21 protein-coding genes are annotated in these 18,758 nt (G+C 55.0%); 17 read left to right on the top strand and 4 right to left on the bottom strand.

Translation table 11 applies throughout. The annotated features are described in order from the left end of the window. Positions 1-33 precede the first annotated feature (33 nt). Complete coding sequence (gene rlmG, locus DSD31_RS03240; RefSeq protein WP_113990824.1) at positions 34-1,170, bottom strand: 23S rRNA (guanine(1835)-N(2))-methyltransferase RlmG; 1,137 nt, start codon at positions 1,168-1,170, stop codon at positions 34-36. Positions 1,171-1,306: 136 nt separating this feature from the next. Between rlmG and DSD31_RS03235 the strand changes: the two genes are divergently transcribed. From DSD31_RS03235 to sstT, 4 genes are all read left to right on the top strand, one after another. Then, positions 1,307-1,807, top strand: a complete 501-nt coding sequence (locus DSD31_RS03235) for a M48 metallopeptidase family protein (RefSeq protein WP_032718272.1) — start codon at positions 1,307-1,309, stop codon at positions 1,805-1,807. A 73-nt stretch (positions 1,808-1,880) separates the two neighbouring features. Continuing rightward, entirely contained in the window at positions 1,881-2,870 is a 990-nt protein-coding gene (locus DSD31_RS03230) for a Gfo/Idh/MocA family protein (RefSeq protein ID WP_015585683.1), read from the top strand. A 280-nt stretch (positions 2,871-3,150) separates the two neighbouring features. Beyond that, entirely contained in the window at positions 3,151-4,119 is a 969-nt protein-coding gene (locus DSD31_RS03225) for a TerC family protein (RefSeq protein ID WP_015585682.1), read from the top strand. A gap of 253 nt (positions 4,120-4,372) precedes the next feature. Then, positions 4,373-5,620 (top strand): serine/threonine transporter SstT, encoded by a 1,248-nt coding sequence (gene sstT, locus DSD31_RS03220; RefSeq protein WP_004867918.1) that lies wholly within the window; start codon positions 4,373-4,375, stop codon positions 5,618-5,620. An 84-nt stretch (positions 5,621-5,704) separates the two neighbouring features. Here the strand turns inward: sstT and DSD31_RS03215 are convergent, their stop codons facing one another. Both DSD31_RS03215 and uxaC read right to left on the bottom strand, forming a co-directional pair. After that, positions 5,705-7,192 carry a UxaA family hydrolase gene (locus DSD31_RS03215; protein ID WP_113990823.1) on the bottom strand — a complete coding sequence of 496 codons (1,488 nt, stop codon included), beginning with the start codon at positions 7,190-7,192 and terminating at the stop codon, positions 5,705-5,707. 18 nt (positions 7,193-7,210) lie between these two features. Continuing rightward, positions 7,211-8,623, bottom strand: a complete 1,413-nt coding sequence (uxaC, locus tag DSD31_RS03210; protein ID WP_004867932.1) for a glucuronate isomerase — start codon at positions 8,621-8,623, stop codon at positions 7,211-7,213. Between the two features lie 481 nt (positions 8,624-9,104). Here uxaC and DSD31_RS03205 point away from each other — a divergent pair, with 481 nt between their 5' ends. From DSD31_RS03205 to DSD31_RS03155, 11 genes are all read left to right on the top strand, one after another. Then, positions 9,105-10,406 carry an MFS transporter gene (locus tag DSD31_RS03205; protein ID WP_004867935.1) on the top strand — a complete coding sequence of 434 codons (1,302 nt, stop codon included), beginning with the start codon at positions 9,105-9,107 and terminating at the stop codon, positions 10,404-10,406. 129 nt (positions 10,407-10,535) lie between these two features. Further along, entirely contained in the window at positions 10,536-11,312 is a 777-nt protein-coding gene (exuR, locus tag DSD31_RS03200; protein ID WP_004867938.1) for a transcriptional regulator ExuR, read from the top strand. 336 nt (positions 11,313-11,648) lie between these two features. Then, positions 11,649-12,311, top strand: a complete 663-nt coding sequence (yqjA, locus tag DSD31_RS03195; protein ID WP_004867940.1) for a DedA family general envelope maintenance protein YqjA — start codon at positions 11,649-11,651, stop codon at positions 12,309-12,311. A 2-nt stretch (positions 12,312-12,313) separates the two neighbouring features. Then, positions 12,314-12,697, top strand: a complete 384-nt coding sequence (gene mzrA / locus DSD31_RS03190) for an EnvZ/OmpR regulon moderator MzrA (RefSeq protein ID WP_004867943.1) — start codon at positions 12,314-12,316, stop codon at positions 12,695-12,697. 150 nt (positions 12,698-12,847) lie between these two features. Further along, positions 12,848-13,216, top strand: a complete 369-nt coding sequence (locus DSD31_RS03185; RefSeq protein WP_032690623.1) for a DUF1090 domain-containing protein — start codon at positions 12,848-12,850, stop codon at positions 13,214-13,216. Positions 13,217-13,257: 41 nt separating this feature from the next. Beyond that, positions 13,258-13,563 carry an ElaB/YgaM/YqjD family protein gene (locus DSD31_RS03180; RefSeq protein WP_004867946.1) on the top strand — a complete coding sequence of 102 codons (306 nt, stop codon included), beginning with the start codon at positions 13,258-13,260 and terminating at the stop codon, positions 13,561-13,563. Positions 13,564-13,565: 2 nt separating this feature from the next. Continuing rightward, the gene (locus DSD31_RS03175) at positions 13,566-13,964 is read left to right on the top strand and encodes a phage holin family protein (protein WP_004867949.1); all 399 of its coding nucleotides are present in this window, start codon (positions 13,566-13,568) and stop codon (positions 13,962-13,964) included. Beyond that, positions 13,961-14,257, top strand: a complete 297-nt coding sequence (locus DSD31_RS03170) for a YqjK-like family protein (RefSeq protein ID WP_004867953.1) — start codon at positions 13,961-13,963, stop codon at positions 14,255-14,257. The genes DSD31_RS03175 and DSD31_RS03170 overlap by 4 nt, the downstream gene beginning before the upstream one ends. A 311-nt stretch (positions 14,258-14,568) precedes the next feature. Continuing rightward, complete coding sequence (locus tag DSD31_RS03165; RefSeq protein ID WP_004867955.1) at positions 14,569-14,961, top strand: DoxX family protein; 393 nt, start codon at positions 14,569-14,571, stop codon at positions 14,959-14,961. 77 nt (positions 14,962-15,038) lie between these two features. Next, positions 15,039-16,025, top strand: coding sequence for a glutathione S-transferase family protein (locus tag DSD31_RS03160; RefSeq protein ID WP_113990822.1), 987 nt, complete (start codon positions 15,039-15,041; stop codon positions 16,023-16,025). 127 nt (positions 16,026-16,152) lie between these two features. Then, the gene (locus tag DSD31_RS03155) at positions 16,153-16,521 is read left to right on the top strand and encodes a DUF805 domain-containing protein (protein ID WP_004867959.1); all 369 of its coding nucleotides are present in this window, start codon (positions 16,153-16,155) and stop codon (positions 16,519-16,521) included. Between the two features lie 38 nt (positions 16,522-16,559). On the opposite strand, the gene DSD31_RS03150 is transcribed toward DSD31_RS03155, so the two are convergent. Then, positions 16,560-17,456: a LysR family transcriptional regulator gene (locus tag DSD31_RS03150; RefSeq protein WP_004867964.1), complete on the bottom strand. Its 897-nt coding sequence runs from the start codon at positions 17,454-17,456 to the stop codon at positions 16,560-16,562. Positions 17,457-17,560: 104 nt separating this feature from the next. Here DSD31_RS03150 and DSD31_RS03145 point away from each other — a divergent pair, with 104 nt between their 5' ends. Next, on the top strand, positions 17,561-18,262 hold the full coding sequence (locus tag DSD31_RS03145) for a pirin family protein (protein WP_004867969.1): 702 nt from the start codon (positions 17,561-17,563) through the stop codon (positions 18,260-18,262). Between the two features lie 24 nt (positions 18,263-18,286). Continuing rightward, positions 18,287-18,454 (top strand): hypothetical protein, encoded by a 168-nt coding sequence (locus DSD31_RS26295; RefSeq protein ID WP_004867972.1) that lies wholly within the window; start codon positions 18,287-18,289, stop codon positions 18,452-18,454. Positions 18,455-18,758 lie beyond the last annotated feature (304 nt).

Below are 18,758 nucleotides of genomic sequence, written 5' to 3'. Positions count from 1 at the left end.
GCTATCGCGCAGCCTGTCGCCCGACAAATGCGATCAGCGGATCTTGCGTACCTTCACCGCCTTCAACACCACAAATTTATTGTTGGTGGCGACGGTGGCGCAGTTACCGAAAATTTTCTTCAGCTTGTGGAAGTAATCCAGATGACGGTTGGCCACGATATACAGCTCACCGTTGATCTTCAGGCAGCGGCGCGCGTGGTGGAACATCTCCCAGGCGATATTATCGGTTAACGCGTGCTTCTGGTGGAAAGGCGGGTTGCACAACACGGCGTTGAAGCGGAAAGGCTCAACGCCGGACAGCGCGTTGTTAATCATAAACTCGCAGCGATCCAGCGCCTCGGGCATGTTGGTTTCCACGTTCAGACGACTGGAGGCGACGGCCATCGGCGACTCATCGACGAACGCCACGTTAGCCTGCGGGTTCTTCTCCAGCAGCGTCAGGCCAATCACTCCGTTACCACAGCCCAGATCGACAATCTCGCCTTCAAGATCCGACGGCAGGTGTTCGATAAAGAAACGCGCGCCAATATCCAGCCCGGTGCGGGAGAACACGTTCGCGTGGTTGTGAATAGTCCAGTCGGTCCCTTCCAGCTTCCAGCTCAGCGTCTGCGGCGCATCGGCAAGCGCCGGTTCGCTGAACGTACAGTTGATCAGGCGGGCTTTCTTCCAGGCCAGGGTGGTGGTGGTCGGCCCCAGCACTTTCTCAAACAGCTCCAGCGTAGAAGTATGGATATCACGCGCCTTTGCGCCGGCGATGATACGGGTTTGCGGCGTCACGACCTGGCGCAGCGCGCGCAGCTGCTGCTCGAGCAAGGCCAGCGTTTTCGGAACTTTAATCAGAACAACGCCTGGCGCCGATGGATACTCCGCGGTGCTGTCGAGAAACTTGACGCTGGATTCCGCGATATCGTTATGGCGTAAATTCTCACGCGTCGCGAGCTCGGTGAGGTAAGAGTCACCGATGCTAAACGGCGTATGCTCCGCCAGCGCGCAGCTCAGTGCGCCAAAGGTATCGTTGAAAATCAGGACCGGGCCGTTAATCTCCGTGTCATCCAACTGCTGCAGCAGATATTCATCCGCCGCTTCCCACGCCAGTAGCGGGTTAACGTCATCCGTTTCCGGAAAACGTTTTAGTGTCAGTGAACGGAAACCGTTGTCTAAGTGGCTCATCGGCCCTCCTGAGTGGTAAAATTTCGGCGTTATCCCTGAAAGGGTGCGTGAGTATACCCTTTTTATACACAAAATCATTCAAGATGCGCCGATGCAGCCTGAAGGAGGATGTGAAGATCTTTTATCTGGAGCTGTCATGAGTCAACTCACTTACCTGCAGGGCTATCCGGAGAATTTACTTTCTCAGGTCCGCACATTGATTGCCGAGCAGCGCCTGGGGGCGGTTCTGCAGAAGCGCTATCCGGAAGGTCACGACGTCAATAACGATAAGGCGCTGTATCAGTACACGCAGGATCTGAAAACCCGCTATTTACGCGGCGCGGCGCCGATCAACAAGGTGATGTACGACAGCAAGATCCACGTCTTGAATAATGCGCTCGGCCTGCATACCGCGATTTCGCGGGTCCAGGGCGGTAAGCTGAAAGCAAAAGCCGAAATCAGAGTGGCCACGGTGTTCCGCGAAGCGCCGGAGGCGTTTTTACGTATGATTGTGGTGCATGAGCTGGCGCACCTTAAGGAGAAGGAGCATAACAAAGCCTTCTATCAACTCTGTTGCTATATGGAGCCGCAGTACCACCAGCTGGAGTTCGATACCCGTCTGTGGCTAACGCATCTTTCGTTAAATCGTTCTGCGTAGTCGCGCACTGGTTTTGTCATGGTGGCATGTTAGAGTGACCAAAGGTTCCCTTTAACGGAGTTCGTCAACGTTTATGATACGTTTCGCAGTTGTTGGCACAAACTGGATAACAAAACAGTTTGTCGATGCCGCCCATGAAACGGGCAAGTATAAACTCACCGCGATTTACTCTCGCAGCCTTGAACAGGCGCAGGCCTTTGCGAGCGATTATCCCGTCGACCAGCTGTTTACGTCGCTGGACGATCTGGCGCAAAGCGATGCTGTCGACGCGGTTTACATTGCCAGCCCGAACTCCCTGCACTTCCCGCAAACGCAGCTGTTCCTCAACCATAAAAAGCACGTGATTTGTGAAAAACCGCTGGCCTCAAACCTGCGGGAAGTCGAAGACGCCATTCGGATCGCTCACGAAAACCAGGTGGTGCTGTTCGAAGCCTTCAAAACCGCCAGCCTGCCAAATTTTCTGCTGCTGCAGCAGTCGCTCGGTAAGGCAGGCAAACTGCACAAAGCGTTTTTCAACTACTGCCAGTACTCCTCCCGCTATCAGCGCTATCTCGACGGTGAGAACCCGAACACCTTTAACCCGGCCTTCTCCAACGGCTCGATTATGGATATCGGCTTCTATTGTCTGGCCTCGGCGGTGGCGCTGTGGGGCGAACCGCGCGCGGTTCACGCCAGCGCCAGCCTGCTGGACAGCGGCGTTGATGCCCAGGGTACCGTGATCCTCAGCTACGCCGGTTTTGACGTCACCCTGCACCACTCTAAAGTGAGCGACTCCACGCTACCAAGCGAAATTCAGGGTGAAGCCGGCGCGCTGGTGATCGAAAAAATCTCCGAGTGCCAGAAGCTCTCTTTCATCCCACGCGGTGGGAAGGCTCAGGATCTGACGCAGCCACAGCATATCAATACTATGCTGTACGAGGCGGAGGCGTTTGCGCATCTGGTGGAGAACAACCAGGTTGTTCACCCGGGGCTGGAAGTCAGCCGTATTACGGCCAGACTGCTGAGCGAAATTCGTCGTCAGACCGGCGTCGTATTCCCGGCCGATGGTCCGCAGGGGGCGTAAAAGAGTGTAAAGAGGCCGTCAGCAACCATTGACGCCCTTTATGACTTGTCATATTTTGTTACGCGCAAAGGGGAGTAACTTCCTTGCCGGTGGATCGTCATTACGATGCGTGCAAAACCGCATCCGGTCGCCGGGCAATAATAAAAGGTCCTGCCGTCATCGCGCGGTTCTTTTATTGTTGTAAGTGAGACCTTGCCGGAAGGCGAGGTCTATGCATAAACACGCAGCGGCTGCCGTCTTCCGACGTCAGCCGTTTTGTTTTTATGTAAGGAATTAAGTAATGAATACTGTCGGCACACCGTTGTTATGGGGCGGATTCGCCGTGGTCGTGGTGATCATGCTAGCCATCGATCTGCTTCTTCAGGGACGGCGTGGTGCGCATGGCATGACCATGAAACAGGCCGCGGGTTGGTCTATTCTCTGGGTAACGCTCTCCCTTCTCTTTAACGCCGTCTTCTGGTGGTACCTGACACAAACCCAGGGCCGTGCCGTTGCCGATCCGCAGGCGCTGGCTTTCCTTACCGGCTATCTGATTGAAAAATCGCTTGCCGTGGACAATGTCTTTGTCTGGCTGATGCTGTTCAGCTACTTCTCCGTCCCGCCTGCGCTGCAGCGCCGGGTGCTGGTTTACGGCGTGCTGGGGGCGATCGTGCTGCGTACGGTGATGATCTTTACCGGAAGCTGGCTGATCTCCCAGTTCGAGTGGCTGCTCTATCTCTTCGGTGCTTTCCTGCTGTTTACCGGTGTGAAGATGGCGCTGGCGAAAGAGGATGCTTCCGGCATCGGCGACAAACCGCTGGTACGCTGGATCCGCAGCCATCTGCGGATGACCGATAAGATTGAAGGCGAGCGTTTCTTTACGCGGCAAAACGGCGTCCTGTTCGCCACGCCGCTGCTGCTGGTGCTGATCCTGGTCGAGCTGAGCGACGTGATTTTTGCGGTCGATAGTATCCCGGCAATCTTCGCCGTAACCACCGATCCGTTTATCGTGCTGACGTCGAACCTGTTCGCGATTCTCGGCCTGCGCGCCATGTACTTCCTGCTGGCCGGCGTCGCGGAGCGCTTCTCCATGCTGAAATATGGTCTGTCGATCATTCTGGTCTTTATCGGTATCAAGATGCTGATCGTCGACTTCTACCATATCCCGATTGGCGCCTCACTCGGCGTCGTTGGCGGTATTCTGGCGCTGACGCTGCTGATTAACGCCTGGGTCAATAAGCAACACGACAAGAAGAAATTACAGCACTAAGCCTTAAATGGCCGGGTGAAAACCACTTTCACCCGGTCAGCAACGCCCGCCGCGTATTATTTCTCGCCATGTCACAAAAACGTTAATACATAGTTAAAAAATAAGATCTCAGCTAAATAAGCAGCATTTTACGCTTCCAGGATGGCGCACTTTCCGTATACTCGACCAGGCAAACATTTATTTACATCCGGACATAAACGTAACAAATAATACGTACATGGGACCGGTAGCAACATCACAACAAGGGATAATCATGACGACACAAACTCCCCCATCGGGCCTGCTACAGCGCCTGGCTCAGGGCAGCCTGGTCAAACAAATTTTAATCGGTCTGGTGCTTGGCGTGCTGCTGGCGCTGGTTTCAAAACCTGCGGCGATCGCCGTTGGCCTGCTCGGTACGCTGTTTGTCGGCGCGCTGAAAGCCGTAGCGCCGGTGCTGGTGCTGATGCTGGTGATGGCCTCCATCGCTAACCACCAGCAGGGGCAAAAAACCAGCATCCGTCCGATTCTGTTCCTGTATCTGCTGGGAACGTTCAGCGCCGCACTCACCGCCGTGCTGTTCAGCTTTGTCTTCCCTTCCACGCTGCACCTGACCTCCGCGGCCGGCGATATTACGCCGCCGTCGGGGATTGTTGAAGTACTGCGCGGGCTGCTGATGAGCATGGTTTCAAACCCGGTCGACGCCCTGCTCAATGCCAACTATATCGGGATTCTGGTGTGGGCCGTGGGTCTGGGCTTTGCGCTGCGTCACGGCAATGAGACGACAAAAAACCTGATCAACGATGTCTCCCACGCGGTGACCTTTATCGTGAAACTGGTTATTCGGTTTGCGCCGCTGGGTATTTTCGGCCTGGTCTCCTCAACCCTGGCGACCACCGGGTTTGAAACCCTGTGGGGCTACGCGCAGCTGCTGATGGTGCTGGTGGGCTGTATGCTGCTGGTGGCGCTGGTGATTAACCCGCTGCTGGTGTTCTGGAAAATCCGCCGCAACCCCTATCCGCTGGTGCTGACCTGCCTGCGCGAAAGCGGCGTGTATGCTTTCTTTACCCGCAGCTCCGCCGCCAATATTCCGGTCAATATGGCGCTGAGTGAAAAGCTGAATCTCGATCGCGATACCTATTCGGTGTCGATCCCGCTGGGCGCCACCATCAACATGGCCGGGGCCGCCATCACCATTACGGTGCTGACGCTGGCTGCTGTACATACCCTGGGTATTCCGGTGGATCTGCCTACCGCGCTGCTGTTGAGCGTCGTGGCGTCGCTGTGCGCCTGCGGTGCTTCCGGCGTGGCGGGCGGCTCCCTGCTGCTGATCCCGCTGGCCTGCAACATGTTCGGGATCCCCAATGATATCGCCATGCAAGTGGTTGCCGTCGGCTTTATCATCGGCGTGCTGCAGGACTCCTGTGAGACCGCGTTGAACTCCTCCACCGACGTGCTGTTTACCGCTGCCGCCTGTATGGCGGAAGACGAGCAGCTGGCGAAAAACGCGCTGCGCGATTAATCCCGACCTTCCCCTCCGCTCATCTGCGGAGGGGCCTTCTTCCCTCTCTCGCGTTTCCATTTTAAACGGAACGGATGCGCTTCATTATAACGTGACGCCGCTTTTGAAGATCGCCAGTTCACGGAAATCATTGCGCTCATTGCAGGTCGGTTTGCCATTGACGATATCAACGAGGGTATCGATAAACTCTTCCAGCAGCTGAGGCATCGCTTTACCGTGAATCAGCTGACCGGCGTCAAAATCGATCCAGTGTTTCTTTTTCGCCGCCAGTTCGCTGTTAGTGGCGATTTTGACCGTCGGCACAAAACCGCCGTACGGCGTGCCGCGACCGGTGCTAAACAGCACCATATGACACCCCGCACCGGCCAGCGCGCTGGTTGCCACCGCATCGTTGCCCGGCGCGCTCAGCAGATTGAGGCCATGCACTTTTAAACGTTCGCCATAGCGCAGGACGTCCACCACTTCGCTGGAGCCCGCTTTCTGCGTGCAGCCCAGCGATTTATCTTCCAGCGTCGTGATCCCGCCAGCTTTGTTACCCGGCGACGGGTTCTCGTAAATGGGCTGGTTATGCGCAATGAAGTACTGTTTAAAGTCATTCACCATCGTCACCAGCTTGTCGAAGGTTTGTTCATCGCGGCAGTGGCTCATCAGCAGCTGCTCAGCGCCGAACATTTCCGGCACCTCCGTCAACACGGTGGTGCCGCCGTTGGCGATCAGGTAATCCGAGAAGCGTCCCAGCATCGGGTTCGCGGTAATCCCCGAAAGGCCGTCCGATCCGCCGCACTCAAGGCCAAACTTCAGCTCGCTCAGTTTGCCTGGCTCACGTTTGTCGTGGCGCATCACCTCATAAAGCTGGTGCAGATGCTCCAGTCCCGCTTCCACCTCATCGTCCTGCTTCTGGCAGATCATAAAGTGTACGCGCTGAGGATCGAACTCACCGAGGGTTTCACGGAACGCGTCGACCTGGTTGTTCTCACAGCCCAGGCCAATCACCAGCACCGCCCCGGCGTTCGGGTGACGCACCATGTTTTGCAACATGGTGCGGGTATTGATGTGATCATCACCCAGCTGCGAACAGCCGTAAGTGTGACTGAAGAGAAAGACGCCATCGGTGCCTTCCGCTTCGTTGGTCTCTTTCAGAAACCGGTTCTGAATCTGACGGGCGATACCGTTGACACAGCCGACGGTCGGCAGGATCCACAGTTCATTGCGCACCCCGACCTCCCCGTTCGCACGACGATAGAGCTGCACGTCGCGGTCGGCCGGCTGCGCCGACGGCTCGGCAAGATCCGGTTGATAGCGATACTCGTCAAGGTCGCTCAGGTTGGTACGCGTATTATGGGCATGAATATGTTCCCCTGGCGCAATATCCGCCAGCGCATGACCAATGGGCAGACCATACTTGATGACGTTTTCTCCCTTCGCAATCGCGCGTAATGCGAACTTATGACCACGGACAACGTCCTGGCTTAAGGTGACCGCAGCATCATCAATGGTGACCTGGGTACCCGTCGCCATATCTGCTAACGCGACAGCAACGTTATCCTGCGAATGGATTTTAATGTATTGCATAGCAACCGACCTCTGGTCTTAATTCAGTTCAATCGCGAAGTAATCACGCGCATTGTTAAAGCAGATATTTTTCACCATCTCGCCCAGCAGCTGAATATCCGCCGGCGCTTCACCCGCGGCAACCCAGCGGCCGATCATCTGGCACAGGATGCGACGGAAATACTCATGGCGGGTGTAGGACAAGAAGCTGCGGCTGTCGGTCAGCATGCCGACGAAACGACTGAGCAGACCAAGCTGCGCCAGCTGGGTCATCTGACGTTCCATGCCGTCTTTCTGATCGTTGAACCACCAGCCGGAACCGAACTGCATCTTGCCCGGCATCCCTTCGCCCTGGAAGTTACCGATCATCGTGCCCAGCACTTCGTTATCGCGCGGGTTCAGGCAGTAAAGAATGGTTTTCGGCAGCAGGTTTTCTTCATTCTGCTTGCTCAGCAGTCGGGACAGCTCTTCCGCCATCGGGCGATCGTTGATGGAATCAAAGCCAACATCCGGCCCCAACAGCTTGAACTGACGCTGATTATTGTTACGCAGCGCGCCAATGTGATACTGCTGGACCCAGCCACGGCGAGCGTATTCTGCTCCCAGGAAGACCAGCACAGCCGTTTTAAACTGCGCCACTTCATGTTCGCACAGGATGGAACCGGCCAGACGGCGGGCAAGGATGCTATCGAGTTCCGCTTCGCTGGCTTCAGCAAACAGCACCACATCCAGCGCATGGTCGGAGACTTTACAGCCGTGCGCGGCGAAGTGATCCAGACGTTTGACCAGCGCAGCCTGCAGATCGGCAAAGCGGCGGATGTCGGTATCTGAAACTTCACCCAGCTTCGCCATGTAGTCGTTAAACGTCGCCTGCTCAATGTTGAACGCTTTATCCGGACGCCAGCTTGGCAGCACTTTGGTCGTGAAGGTCGCGTCTTTCGCCACCGCCGCATGATGTTCCAGCGAATCGATCGGATCGTCGGTGGTGCCGACCATTTTCACGTTCATCTGCGTCATGATACCGCGGGCGGAGAAGCGCTCCTGGGCCAGCAGATCGTTGCACTGATTCCAGATCTCATCCGCGGTGGACGGAGACAGCAGCTTACCCGTAATCCCAAACGGGCGGCGCAGCTCCAGATGGGTCCAGTGATAGAGCGGATTGCCGATCGTATGCGGTACGGTAGCTGCCCATGCGTCAAACTTCTCGCGGTCCGAAGCATCGCCGGTACACAGGCGTTCAGCCACGCCATTGGTGCGCATTGCGCGCCATTTGTAGTGGTCACCTTTCAGCCAGATGTCATACAGGTTTTTAAAACGATAATTTTCGGCAATCTGCTGCGGCGGAAGGTGGCAGTGATAGTCGAAAATCGGCTGGTCTTTGGCGTAGTCGTGATACAAACGGCGGGCAAACTCGGTATCAAGCAGAAAATCTTCGGTCATAAACGGTGTCATTTTCATTTCCTCTTCGCCCCATTGAGGAGCCCTTCAGATGATTGACTATCATGCTGACAAAGTTATCACACCAATTTCTACAGGCCGAAATCTTTTTCGTGAGATAGATCAATAAACGCTGACAAAAAAAGTACCCTTTCTGGAGTAAACCCTCGTGCAAGCCGCGCCAGCACTGGCTTTGCTCGCAAGAAATAATACCCCCATAAACTTTCCCACTTTTGTGACAGTACTCAACTTTTAAAGTTGTATGACAAGTTATCTTTCTGCCGTCGCAACATATAAACCGTTGGAATGTATTCGCGATGATTCAATACATCGCATTGACCGGTACGGATACCGAATTAAGCAAAACAATTGATGGCAAGGTTCGGGCCATATGGGTTTTCCCTCCTGAGCCCTCCGTTTCTCCTTCTCAACCCCTGTACAGGGGTTGAAGATGGCCGCACTCGCTGCGGAGATATAACAAACGATGAGGTTTTACATGCGTAAAATTAAAGGGTTACGTTGGTATATGATCGCACTGGTGACAATGGGCACCGTGCTGGGTTACCTGACACGTAACACTGTGGCTGCGGCTGCGCCGACTCTGATGGAAGAGTTACACATCTCCACCCAACAGTATTCCTATATCATCGCAGCCTATTCAGCTGCTTATACCGTCATGCAGCCGGTGGCAGGCTACGTCCTTGACGTGCTGGGGACGAAGATCGGTTATGCCTTCTTCGCGATCGCCTGGGCCGTTTTCTGTGGTTCAACGGCGCTGGCGGGCAGCTGGGGCGGATTAGCGCTGGCTCGTGGCGCGGTCGGCGCGGCGGAAGCGGCGATGATCCCGGCAGGCCTGAAGGCCAGCTCCGAATGGTTCCCGGCAAAAGAACGCTCTATTGCCGTCGGTTACTTCAACGTGGGCTCCTCAATCGGCGCGATGATCGCCCCGCCGCTGGTCGTCTGGGCGATTGTGATGCACAGCTGGCAGATGGCGTTCATTATCTCCGGTGTCCTGAGTTTTATCTGGGCCATGGCGTGGCTGGTCTTCTATAAACACCCTCGCGACCAGAAAAAATTAACCACTGAAGAACGCGACTACATCATCGGCGGTCAGGAATCGCATCACCAGACCAACAACAGCAAGAAAATGTCTCCGTGGCAGATCCTGCGCAACCGTCAGTTCTGGGGCATCGCGCTGCCGCGCTTCCTTGCCGAGCCAGCATGGGGGACCTTCAATGCCTGGATCCCGCTGTTCATGTTTAAAGTCTATGGCTTTAACCTGAAAGAAATCGCGATGTTTGCATGGATGCCAATGCTGTTTGCTGACCTGGGCTGCATCATCGGGGGCTATCTGCCGCCGCTGTTCCAGCGCTGGTTCGGGGTTAACCTGATTGTGTCGCGTAAAATGGTCGTGACCATGGGCGCACTGCTGATGATTGGCCCGGGGATGATCGGCCTGTTTACCAGCCCGTTTGTCGCTATCGCCCTGCTGTGCGTCGGCGGCTTTGCCCACCAGGCACTGTCCGGTGCGCTGATTACGCTCTCTTCCGACGTATTTGGCCGTAACGAAGTGGCTACGGCAAACGGCCTGACCGGTATGGCGGCCTGGATGGCGAGTACCATGTTCGCCCTGGTGGTCGGCGCTCTGGCGGATACCATTGGTTTCAGCCCGCTGTTCGCCGTACTGGCGGTCTTCGATCTGCTGGGCGCTCTTGTCATCTGGACCGTACTGAAGAACAAGTCAGCCGATGACGACGCCCCGCCGCTCAAAACGACTAAGCCGGTGACGCAAAGCTAGTCCTGATACGGTGAGATCTGTTTACAAAGCCGCCTCATTGAAGGCGGCTTTTTCATGTCTGACGGTGGTGAGATGCGCGTAAAAGTGGTATAACAAATCCAATATTGTCGCCATCTTCCGGGAGCGAATATGGAAATCACAGAACCGCGTCGTTTGTATCAGCAGCTTGCTGCCGAGCTGAAGGCGCGTATTGAGCAAGGTGTTTACCTTGTGGGCGATAAGCTGCCTGCAGAGCGGTTTATCGCCGATGAAAAGAGCGTCAGCCGCACCGTGGTTCGCGAAGCCATTATCATGCTGGAAGTGGAAGGCTATGTGGAAGTGCGTAAAGGCTCTGGCATCCACGTCATCTCCAACCATCCGAAGTATCAGCAGGTGGTTGATGAAACGCTGGAGTTCGCCAGCTACGGCCCCTTTGAACTGCTGCAGGCGCGTCAGCTTATTGAAAGCAATATTGCCGAGTTCGCCGCCACCCAGGTGACCAAGCAGGACATCATGAAGCTGATGGAGATCCAGGAGAAGGCGCGTAAAGAGAAATGCTTCCGCGATTCGGAATGGGATCTTCAGTTTCATGTCCAGGTAGCTCTGGCGACGCAAAATACGGCGTTAGCCGCTATTGTTGAAAAAATGTGGACCCAGCGCGTGCATAACCCGTACTGGAAAAAGCTCCATGACCATATCGACCTGCGCACCGTGGATAACTGGTGTGACGATCATGACCAAATTCTGAAAGCGCTGATTCGCAAAGATCCGCACGCGGCGAAACTGGCCATGTGGCAGCATCTGGAGAACACTAAGCTGATGTTGTTCAACGAGACCAGCGACGATTTTGAATTCAATGCCGACCGCTATCTGTTTGCAGAAAATCCGGTCGTTCACCTCGATACCGCGGCCAACGGCGCAAAATAAGCGGTTATCTTCATTTCAGGCAGGCTGTCAGCGCCTGCCCGCAAACCCGCCAGGGTAAGCAAACATCTATAGTGTCAGCCTGTGTAAAGAGACTCGCCTCCCGCCACCGCAATCAGCAAAATCAACGAGCAACCGACTGCAATTTTTCTGACGTAAACTCAGCGATTTTGTTACAATTAGATGCATTTTGACGTTCTGAAGTAGGCTTGCGTTGATTTCACTTTTAACAGGGAACCGTTCAGAACGCACCAACAGCGACCATAATCTCATAAGAATCTATGTCGCAATACACGCTGCGTTCAGACATACCGTTAACCGATGTACCAGGAATCGTGAATGGAACTATTAACCCAATTGTTGAATGCTTTATGGAGCCAGGATTACGAGACCCTCGCGAATCCCTCCATGATTGGCATGCTTTACTTTGTCTTATTTATGATTTTGTTCCTTGAAAACGGCCTGCTTCCCGCCGCCTTTTTACCCGGCGACAGCCTGCTGGTGCTGGTCGGCGTTCTGATAGCCAAAGGGGCGATGGGTTTTCCCGAAACCCTGCTTCTGCTGACGACGGCAGCCAGCCTGGGTTGCTGGCTCAGCTACATTCAGGGCCGCTGGCTCGGCAATACGCGAATTGTGCAAAACTGGCTTTCACATTTGCCCTCCCACTACCACCAGCGCGCACATCACCTGTTTCATAAGCACGGGCTCTCCGCCTTGTTGATGGGCCGCTTTATTGCCTTCGTTCGTACGCTGCTGCCGACCATTGCCGGACTTTCGGGTCTGAACAATGCCCGCTTCCAGTTCTTTAACTGGATGAGCGGCCTGCTGTGGGTTTTGATTCTGACTTCCCTGGGTTACCTGCTGGGTAAAACCCCGGTATTCCTCAAATATGAGGATCAGCTGATGTCCTGCCTGATGCTGCTGCCGGTTGTGCTGCTGGTGTTTGGCTTAATCGGCTCGTTAGTTGTCCTGTGGAAGAAAAAATACAGAAGCCGGAGCTGATAATGGCCATAAAAAGCCTCTCCCGACGCCGGATTAGCTGGCTGCTGGGCGGTTCTGTTTTTTTGTGCGCGCTGTTCTGGCTATGGCTGGCGGTGCAGCAACAGGAATCAACCCTGACTATCCATCCTGTCTCTCAGGGCGTTGGCATGCCTGACGGTTTTTCCGTCTGGCATCATCTCGACGCAAACGGCATTCGTTTTAAAAGTATCACCCCGCAAAAAGACGGCCTGTTAATCAAATTTGATTCCAGCGCCCAGGGTATCGCCGCGAAAGAAGTGCTGGGCCGCGCCCTGCCACATGGTTATATTATTGCTTTGCTGGAGGAAGAAAATACGCCGACAGCATGGCTCTCCCGTCTGCGCGATGCGCCACACAGATTGGGATAACTAGCCAAAATTCTGAATATTTTCACGCAGTTTGGTGGTTTCCCGTTTTCCTGACTATGCTTAAGACTGCGGGAGCCACCGGGCTGACGTTCATCGACTGGATCGGGCATATCTCCCGGGTATGCCCTCACACAATGGAAGGTAGCATCCATGAAATACCGCATCGCTTTGATTCTGGTTTTGACTTCGCTGAGCTCCAGCGCCTTTGCCATCTCCCCCTGTCAGGAAAAAGAGCAGGATATCCAGCGGGAGATTAGCTACGCCGAAAAACATCACAACCAGAACCGGATTGATGGTTTGAACAAAGCGCTTCGTGAAGTCAGAGCGAACTGCAGCGACGGTAAGCTCAAAGCCGAACATCAGCAAAAAATCGCGAAACAACGCGAGGAAATTACCGAGCGTCAGCGCGATTTGAAGGAAGCTGAGCAGAAAGGCGATGCCGATAAAATCAGCAAGCGCCAACGCAAGCTTGATGAAGCGCAGCACGAGCTGAAAACGCTTGAGTCGCGTGATTACTAATAAGCCACACTTTACATGGACCCACTCTACAGGAGAGAAAGATGCCTAAAGACAACGTTGCAGACGATCTGCGTGCAGAACTGAAGACGCTGGCTGATACCCTGGAAGAAGTGCTTAACTCCTCCACGGATAAGTCAAAAGAAGAGATTGGCAAACTGCGTAGCAAAGCAGAGAGCGCACTGAAAGAGAGCCGCGTCCGGCTCGGTGAAACCAGCGATGCCATCGTCAGACAAACGCGTGAAACCGCCGCCCGCGCCGACGAGTACGTCCGTGAAAATCCGTGGACCGGTGTAGGTATTGGCGCAGCCGTCGGGCTGGTGCTGGGTGTCCTGCTGACGCGTCGTTAATTATGGCGGATTCTCAACACACGCAGGGGCCGGGAAAGAGCGTTTTCGGTATCGGCCAGCGGATCATTACGCTGCTGGTTGAAATGGTCGAAACGCGCCTGCGCCTGGTGGTCGTGGAGCTGGAAGAAGAGAAGGCGAACCTCTTCCAGCTGTTTTTGATGCTGGGGCTGACGCTGCTGTTTGCCGCCTTTGGCCTGATGAGCCTGCTGGTTCTGATTATCTGGGCCATCGATCCCCAGTATCGGCTGTACGTAATGATTGCGACCACCGCTGTGCTGCTGCTCAGCTCGTTAATCGGCGGTATCTGGACGCTGCGCAAAGCCCGCCGTTCGACTTTCCTGCGCTTGACGCGCAAAGAGCTGGCTGAAGACCGCGCTCTGCTGGAGGACGAACGCCTATGAACAGCAAACAGCAACGCGAGCAGCGGAAAGCGCTGCTGCTGCGCCAGATCCAACAGCAGCGGCTGGATTTAATCGCCAGCCGTCGCGACTGGCTCGAAGCGACCGCCCCGTTCGACCGCGGCTGGCTGACCCTCCAGCACCTTCGTTCCTGGGCGGTGGTCGGCAGCGGTATCATGGCAGTATGGTCCGTTCGTCACCCGCGCTTTTTACTGCGCTGGACTAAACGCGGCTTCGGTCTCTGGAGCGCCTGGCGCATGGCAAAACGCCTGCTGCGCCAGACATCCTCCCTCTAAACACCCTGCCCGTCACACCTCCGCCATCCCTGTTTTCCTTGTTCCGGGGCGTAAACGCCTCGTAACCGGCGCCGCTCTTCGTCACCACTCCAGCCGCTGACGGCGGCGTTGATCTCTGCTCGTGGCCCTGGTCAGGTCGCGTTTACCGATCGCGATCACTCAGAATCTTTGATGAAGATCTACAGTTTTCCTTGCTAACAATTCCTTTCGAGCCTCGCTAATATTCTCTCCATCGACAGCAACCCCGCGTAACTACGCAGGATTGCACCAAAAAACAAAATCGCCGCCCTTTGGGTTTTCTGGAGTAAGAAATGAAAAAATTAGAAGATGTTGGTGTACTGGTAGCACGCATTCTGATGCCAATCCTGTTTATCACTGCAGGTTGGGGAAAAATCACCGGTTATGCGGGTACTCAACAATATATGGAAGCCATGGGCGTACCGGGCGCATTACTGCCGTTAACCATTCTGCTGGAGTTCGGCGGCGGTCTGGCGATTCTGTTCGGTTTCCTGACACGTACCACCGCGCTGTTCACCGCAGGCTTCACCCTGCTGACCGCGTTCCTGTTCCACAGCAACTTTGCTGAAGGCGTGAACTCGCTGATGTTCATGAAAAACCTGACCATCGCAGGCGGTTTCCTGCTGCTGGCCATCACCGGTCCGGGCGCATTCAGCATCGACCGCGTGCTGAATAAAAAGTGGTAAGCACACTATACTGAGTGAAGAACAAAGCGAGGAGATATCTCCTCGCTTTTGCTATCTGAAGTCTGAAGGAGGAAAAAATGGGACAATTAATCGACGGCGTCTGGCACGATACCTGGTATGACACCAAATCCACCGGAGGGCGTTTCAAGCGTTCCGTTTCAGCCTTCCGCAACTGGCTGACCGCCGATGGCGCACCGGGCCCCTCCGGCGACGGCGGCTTTGCTGCAGAAAAAGATCGCTATCATCTGTACGTATCCCTCGCCTGCCCGTGGGCTCACCGCACGTTAATTCTGCGCAAGCTCAAAGGTCTGGATCCTTTTCTTTCCGTCTCGGTGGTTCACCCCCTGATGCTGGAAAACGGCTGGACTTTCGACGACGATTTTCCCGAGGCGACCGGCGATACGCTGTATCAACATGAATTTCTCTATCAGCTCTACCTGCACGCCGATCCGCACTACACCGGACGCGTCACGGTGCCGGTTCTGTGGGATAAAAAGCAGCATACGATCGTCAGTAATGAGTCGGCTGAAATCATCCGCATGTTCAATACCGCCTTTGACGGACTGGGCGCCACCGCCGGCGATTACTACCCGCCCGCGCTGCGCGAAAATATCGATGCGCTGAACGGTTGGATCTACGACAACGTCAATAACGGCGTCTATAAAGCCGGGTTCGCCACCAGCCAGCAGGCCTATGATGAGGCTGTCGATGCGGTGTTCACCTCGCTGGAGCGCCTGGAACAAATTCTGGGCCGGCATCGCTATCTGACGGGTAGCCAGCTGACCGAGGCCGATATTCGTCTGTGGACAACCCTCGTGCGTTTCGACCCGGTCTACGTGACCCACTTTAAGTGCGACAAACGCCGTATCAGCGACTACCCCAATCTGTATGGTTTCCTGCGCGATATCTACCAGATGCCGGGTATTGCGGAGACGGTGAATTTTGCCCACATCCGCCACCACTACTATCGCAGCCATAAAACGATTAACCCAACCGGGATTATCTCCGTCGGTCCTCAGCAGGATCTCACCGAGCCGCACGGCCGGGACCTTCTGTTCCGCTAACCTGCCGGGCGCCCTTCCCGGCGCCCGATATTTTCAGATCCGGCATATTTACCCGTCTGCTATTCGCGTCTATTCTTATTGCGATCGCTTTAAAAACAAGTGATTGACCGTTAATCGAGGCGTAAAAATGGACTGGTATTTAAAAGTACTGAGAAACTACATTGGATTTGGCGGCCGCGCACGCCGCAAAGAGTACTGGATGTTTATTCTGGTCAACATCATCCTGACCGGCGTACTGAGCATCATCGATAAAATGCTGGGATGGCAGCGCGCAGGAGGTGAAGGCATCCTGACAACGATTTATGGCGTGTTGGTCTTTTTGCCGTGGTGGGCGGTGCAGTTTCGCCGTTTACACGATACGGATCGCTCGGCGTGGTGGCTGTTGCTGATGCTGATTCCGGTTATTGGCTGGCTGATCATTCTGCTCTTCAATTGCCAGAACGGCACGCCTGGGAACAACCGTTTCGGGCCGGATCCCAAATCCCTGTCATCGTGAATGATGCGCTCCTCCCGCGGAAGGAGCGCATAGCGGATTTACTTCCCGGCAAACAGCTTAGGGATCTCCCGCAGACACCATGATTTCGCTTCGCCCATACTGTCGCGGCGCCACGCCATAATGATATCAATTTCATTAGTATATTCCGGGCTGACAACCCGTAAGCGCCCTTCGGCGATGTCTTTCTCGACCAGCGGATAGGGCATCGTCGCCACCCCCAGTCCCGCCAGCAGAGCCTGACGTTTATCTTCAATAGTACTGACCGTTAAGCGCGGCTGTTTGTCGAGCAGCTGTACCGTCAGAACCGGACGCTCGCGGGCGGTATCTGCCACCGCCACGCCGCGATATTTTACCCGCGTCACTTCGGAAAGCGGCTCCGGCTCCTGGTGAATGGGGTGATCCGGCGCAGCAACATAGACGTTCAGCACCGAATAGAGTTTGCGGGAGTTAATCTCCGATGAGGAACGAAAATGCATATCAGGGGCGACAACGATATCCGCACGTCCCTGCTCCAGCCGCTCCCACGCGCCGGCCAGCACTTCGGTAAGCACCGACAGCTGGGTATTCGATTTGGTCGCCAGCTTCTCAATCAGCGGAAAGAAGTCCTGGGTTGGTACCAGGGCTTCGGTCACGATGGTCAGATGCGTTTCCCAGCCGCGCGAAAGCGCTTCGGCATCAGTGGTGAGCTTATCGGCCGCTTCCAGCAGCACGCGCCCGCGCTCCAGCAGCATCCGCCCAACGTTGGTGAATTTTGTCCGATGACCTGAGCGGTCAAACAACACTACATCCAGTTCCTCTTCCAGCTTTTGCATGGTGTAGCTGAGGGCTGAGGGCACCCGTCCGAGTTCGTCGGCCGCAGCAGCAAAGCTCCCACGCCTGTCGATAGCGTCCATTACGCGTAACGCTTCCAGCGTCAATGCTCTCTCTTTAGCCATAGCACTCTCATTCAGGAAATTTGAATATACCGGGCAGAATATCTGGCTAACAATACAGCGTCCATACCTTTACCATTGATTTAGTGTAAAGAGAGGTCAAGAAAATGATTACTACCCGAACAGCCAAACAATGCGGACAAGCAGATTTCGGCTGGCTGCAGGCCCGCTACACCTTTTCCTTTGGACACTACTTTGACCCTAAACTGTTAGGCTACGCCTCTTTGCGCGTGCTCAACCAGGAAGTTCTGGCACCCGGCGCGTCGTTTCAACCGCGTACCTACCCGAAAGTCGATATCCTGAACCTGATTCTGGAAGGGGAAGCGGAATATCGTGACAGTGATGGCAACCATGTGCAGGCAAAGGCCGGCGAAGCGCTGCTGATATCCACTCAACCAGGGGTGAGTTACAGCGAGCACAATTTGAGTAAAGACGGTTCGCTGACGCGGATGCAGCTGTGGCTGGATGCCTGTCCGCAGCGGGAAAATCCGCTGCTGCAGAAAATGGCTATCGCTGGTAGCGGGCAACAGCTGCTCGCTTCACCTGACGGCGCGCACAACAGTTTACAGCTGCGTCAGCAGGTCTGGATCCACCATCTCGATCTCGCCAAAGGCGAGCGGGTTGATGTCCAGCTACACGGGCCGCGCGCCTACCTGCAATCGATTCATGGAACGGTGCATGCCGTCGCCCATGAAGAAGCAAAACAGGCCCTGACCTGCGGTGACGGGGCATTTATTCGTGACGAAGCTAACATTACCCTTGTTGCCGACACGCCATTGCGCGCTTTACTGATAGATTTACCGGTGTAATAACGGGAGTCATGGAGTCTGTCAGTGAGTAAGCATAAGAAGAAAGCAAAGAAAGCCGTATCGTCGCCCGAGCCGCTGTTAACGGAGCCAACGAAGGCCGTAAGTTTTGGCTATGAAGAGATGCTAAGCGAACTGGAAGCAATTGTTTCAGAAGCCGAAATTCGGATTCAGGACGAAGAAAACACCGCCTGAACGGCCACCTTCGGAAATAGCAAAACGCCCTGCTTAGCTTATCCTGCGCAGGGCGTTTTTGCATGATTGACGCTGACCGATAAGCCGCTTTCTTGTCATTGAGAGCGGAGTGGACTGTCATTCATCGTCTTCTGCCGCTTCTGCCGCATATCGCAAAACGCCCATACAGATTGCGCTGTATGGGCGTTCTTGAATGAGTTGACGCTGACCGATAAGCCGCTTTCTTGTCATTGAGAGCGGAGTGGACTGTCATTCATCGTCTTCTGCCGCATATCGCAAAACGCCCATACAGATTGCGCTGTAT

The organism is Klebsiella sp. X13 (assembly GCF_003323835.1).
Taxonomy (GTDB): Bacteria; Pseudomonadota; Gammaproteobacteria; order Enterobacterales; family Enterobacteriaceae; genus Klebsiella; species Klebsiella ornithinolytica.
This window is presented reverse-complemented; position numbering and strand designations above follow the sequence as displayed.

Excerpts from the sequence above, each read along its gene's own strand:
- mzrA (WP_004867943.1), top strand. The coding sequence starts at position 12,314 with ATGGCCATAAAAAGCCTCTCCCGACGCCGGATTAGCTGGCTGCTGGGC.
- yqjA (WP_004867940.1), top strand. The coding sequence starts at position 11,649 with ATGGAACTATTAACCCAATTGTTGAATGCTTTATGGAGCCAGGATTAC.
- DSD31_RS03160 (WP_113990822.1), top strand. The coding sequence starts at position 15,039 with ATGGGACAATTAATCGACGGCGTCTGGCACGATACCTGGTATGACACC.
- DSD31_RS03230 (WP_015585683.1), top strand. The coding sequence starts at position 1,881 with ATGATACGTTTCGCAGTTGTTGGCACAAACTGGATAACAAAACAGTTT.
- DSD31_RS03155 (WP_004867959.1), top strand. The coding sequence starts at position 16,153 with ATGGACTGGTATTTAAAAGTACTGAGAAACTACATTGGATTTGGCGGC.
- DSD31_RS03185 (WP_032690623.1), top strand. The coding sequence starts at position 12,848 with ATGAAATACCGCATCGCTTTGATTCTGGTTTTGACTTCGCTGAGCTCC.
- DSD31_RS03145 (WP_004867969.1), top strand. The coding sequence starts at position 17,561 with ATGATTACTACCCGAACAGCCAAACAATGCGGACAAGCAGATTTCGGC.
- DSD31_RS03165 (WP_004867955.1), top strand. The coding sequence starts at position 14,569 with ATGAAAAAATTAGAAGATGTTGGTGTACTGGTAGCACGCATTCTGATG.
- sstT (WP_004867918.1), top strand. The coding sequence starts at position 4,373 with ATGACGACACAAACTCCCCCATCGGGCCTGCTACAGCGCCTGGCTCAG.
- DSD31_RS03225 (WP_015585682.1), top strand. The coding sequence starts at position 3,151 with ATGAATACTGTCGGCACACCGTTGTTATGGGGCGGATTCGCCGTGGTC.
- DSD31_RS03205 (WP_004867935.1), top strand. The coding sequence starts at position 9,105 with ATGCGTAAAATTAAAGGGTTACGTTGGTATATGATCGCACTGGTGACA.
- DSD31_RS03180 (WP_004867946.1), top strand. The coding sequence starts at position 13,258 with ATGCCTAAAGACAACGTTGCAGACGATCTGCGTGCAGAACTGAAGACG.
- rlmG (WP_113990824.1), bottom strand. The coding sequence starts at position 1,170 with ATGAGCCACTTAGACAACGGTTTCCGTTCACTGACACTAAAACGTTTT.
- DSD31_RS03170 (WP_004867953.1), top strand. The coding sequence starts at position 13,961 with ATGAACAGCAAACAGCAACGCGAGCAGCGGAAAGCGCTGCTGCTGCGC.
- DSD31_RS03235 (WP_032718272.1), top strand. The coding sequence starts at position 1,307 with ATGAGTCAACTCACTTACCTGCAGGGCTATCCGGAGAATTTACTTTCT.
- exuR (WP_004867938.1), top strand. The coding sequence starts at position 10,536 with ATGGAAATCACAGAACCGCGTCGTTTGTATCAGCAGCTTGCTGCCGAG.
- DSD31_RS03175 (WP_004867949.1), top strand. The coding sequence starts at position 13,566 with ATGGCGGATTCTCAACACACGCAGGGGCCGGGAAAGAGCGTTTTCGGT.
- uxaC (WP_004867932.1), bottom strand. The coding sequence starts at position 8,623 with ATGACACCGTTTATGACCGAAGATTTTCTGCTTGATACCGAGTTTGCC.
- DSD31_RS03150 (WP_004867964.1), bottom strand. The coding sequence starts at position 17,456 with ATGGCTAAAGAGAGAGCATTGACGCTGGAAGCGTTACGCGTAATGGAC.
- DSD31_RS03215 (WP_113990823.1), bottom strand. The coding sequence starts at position 7,192 with ATGCAATACATTAAAATCCATTCGCAGGATAACGTTGCTGTCGCGTTA.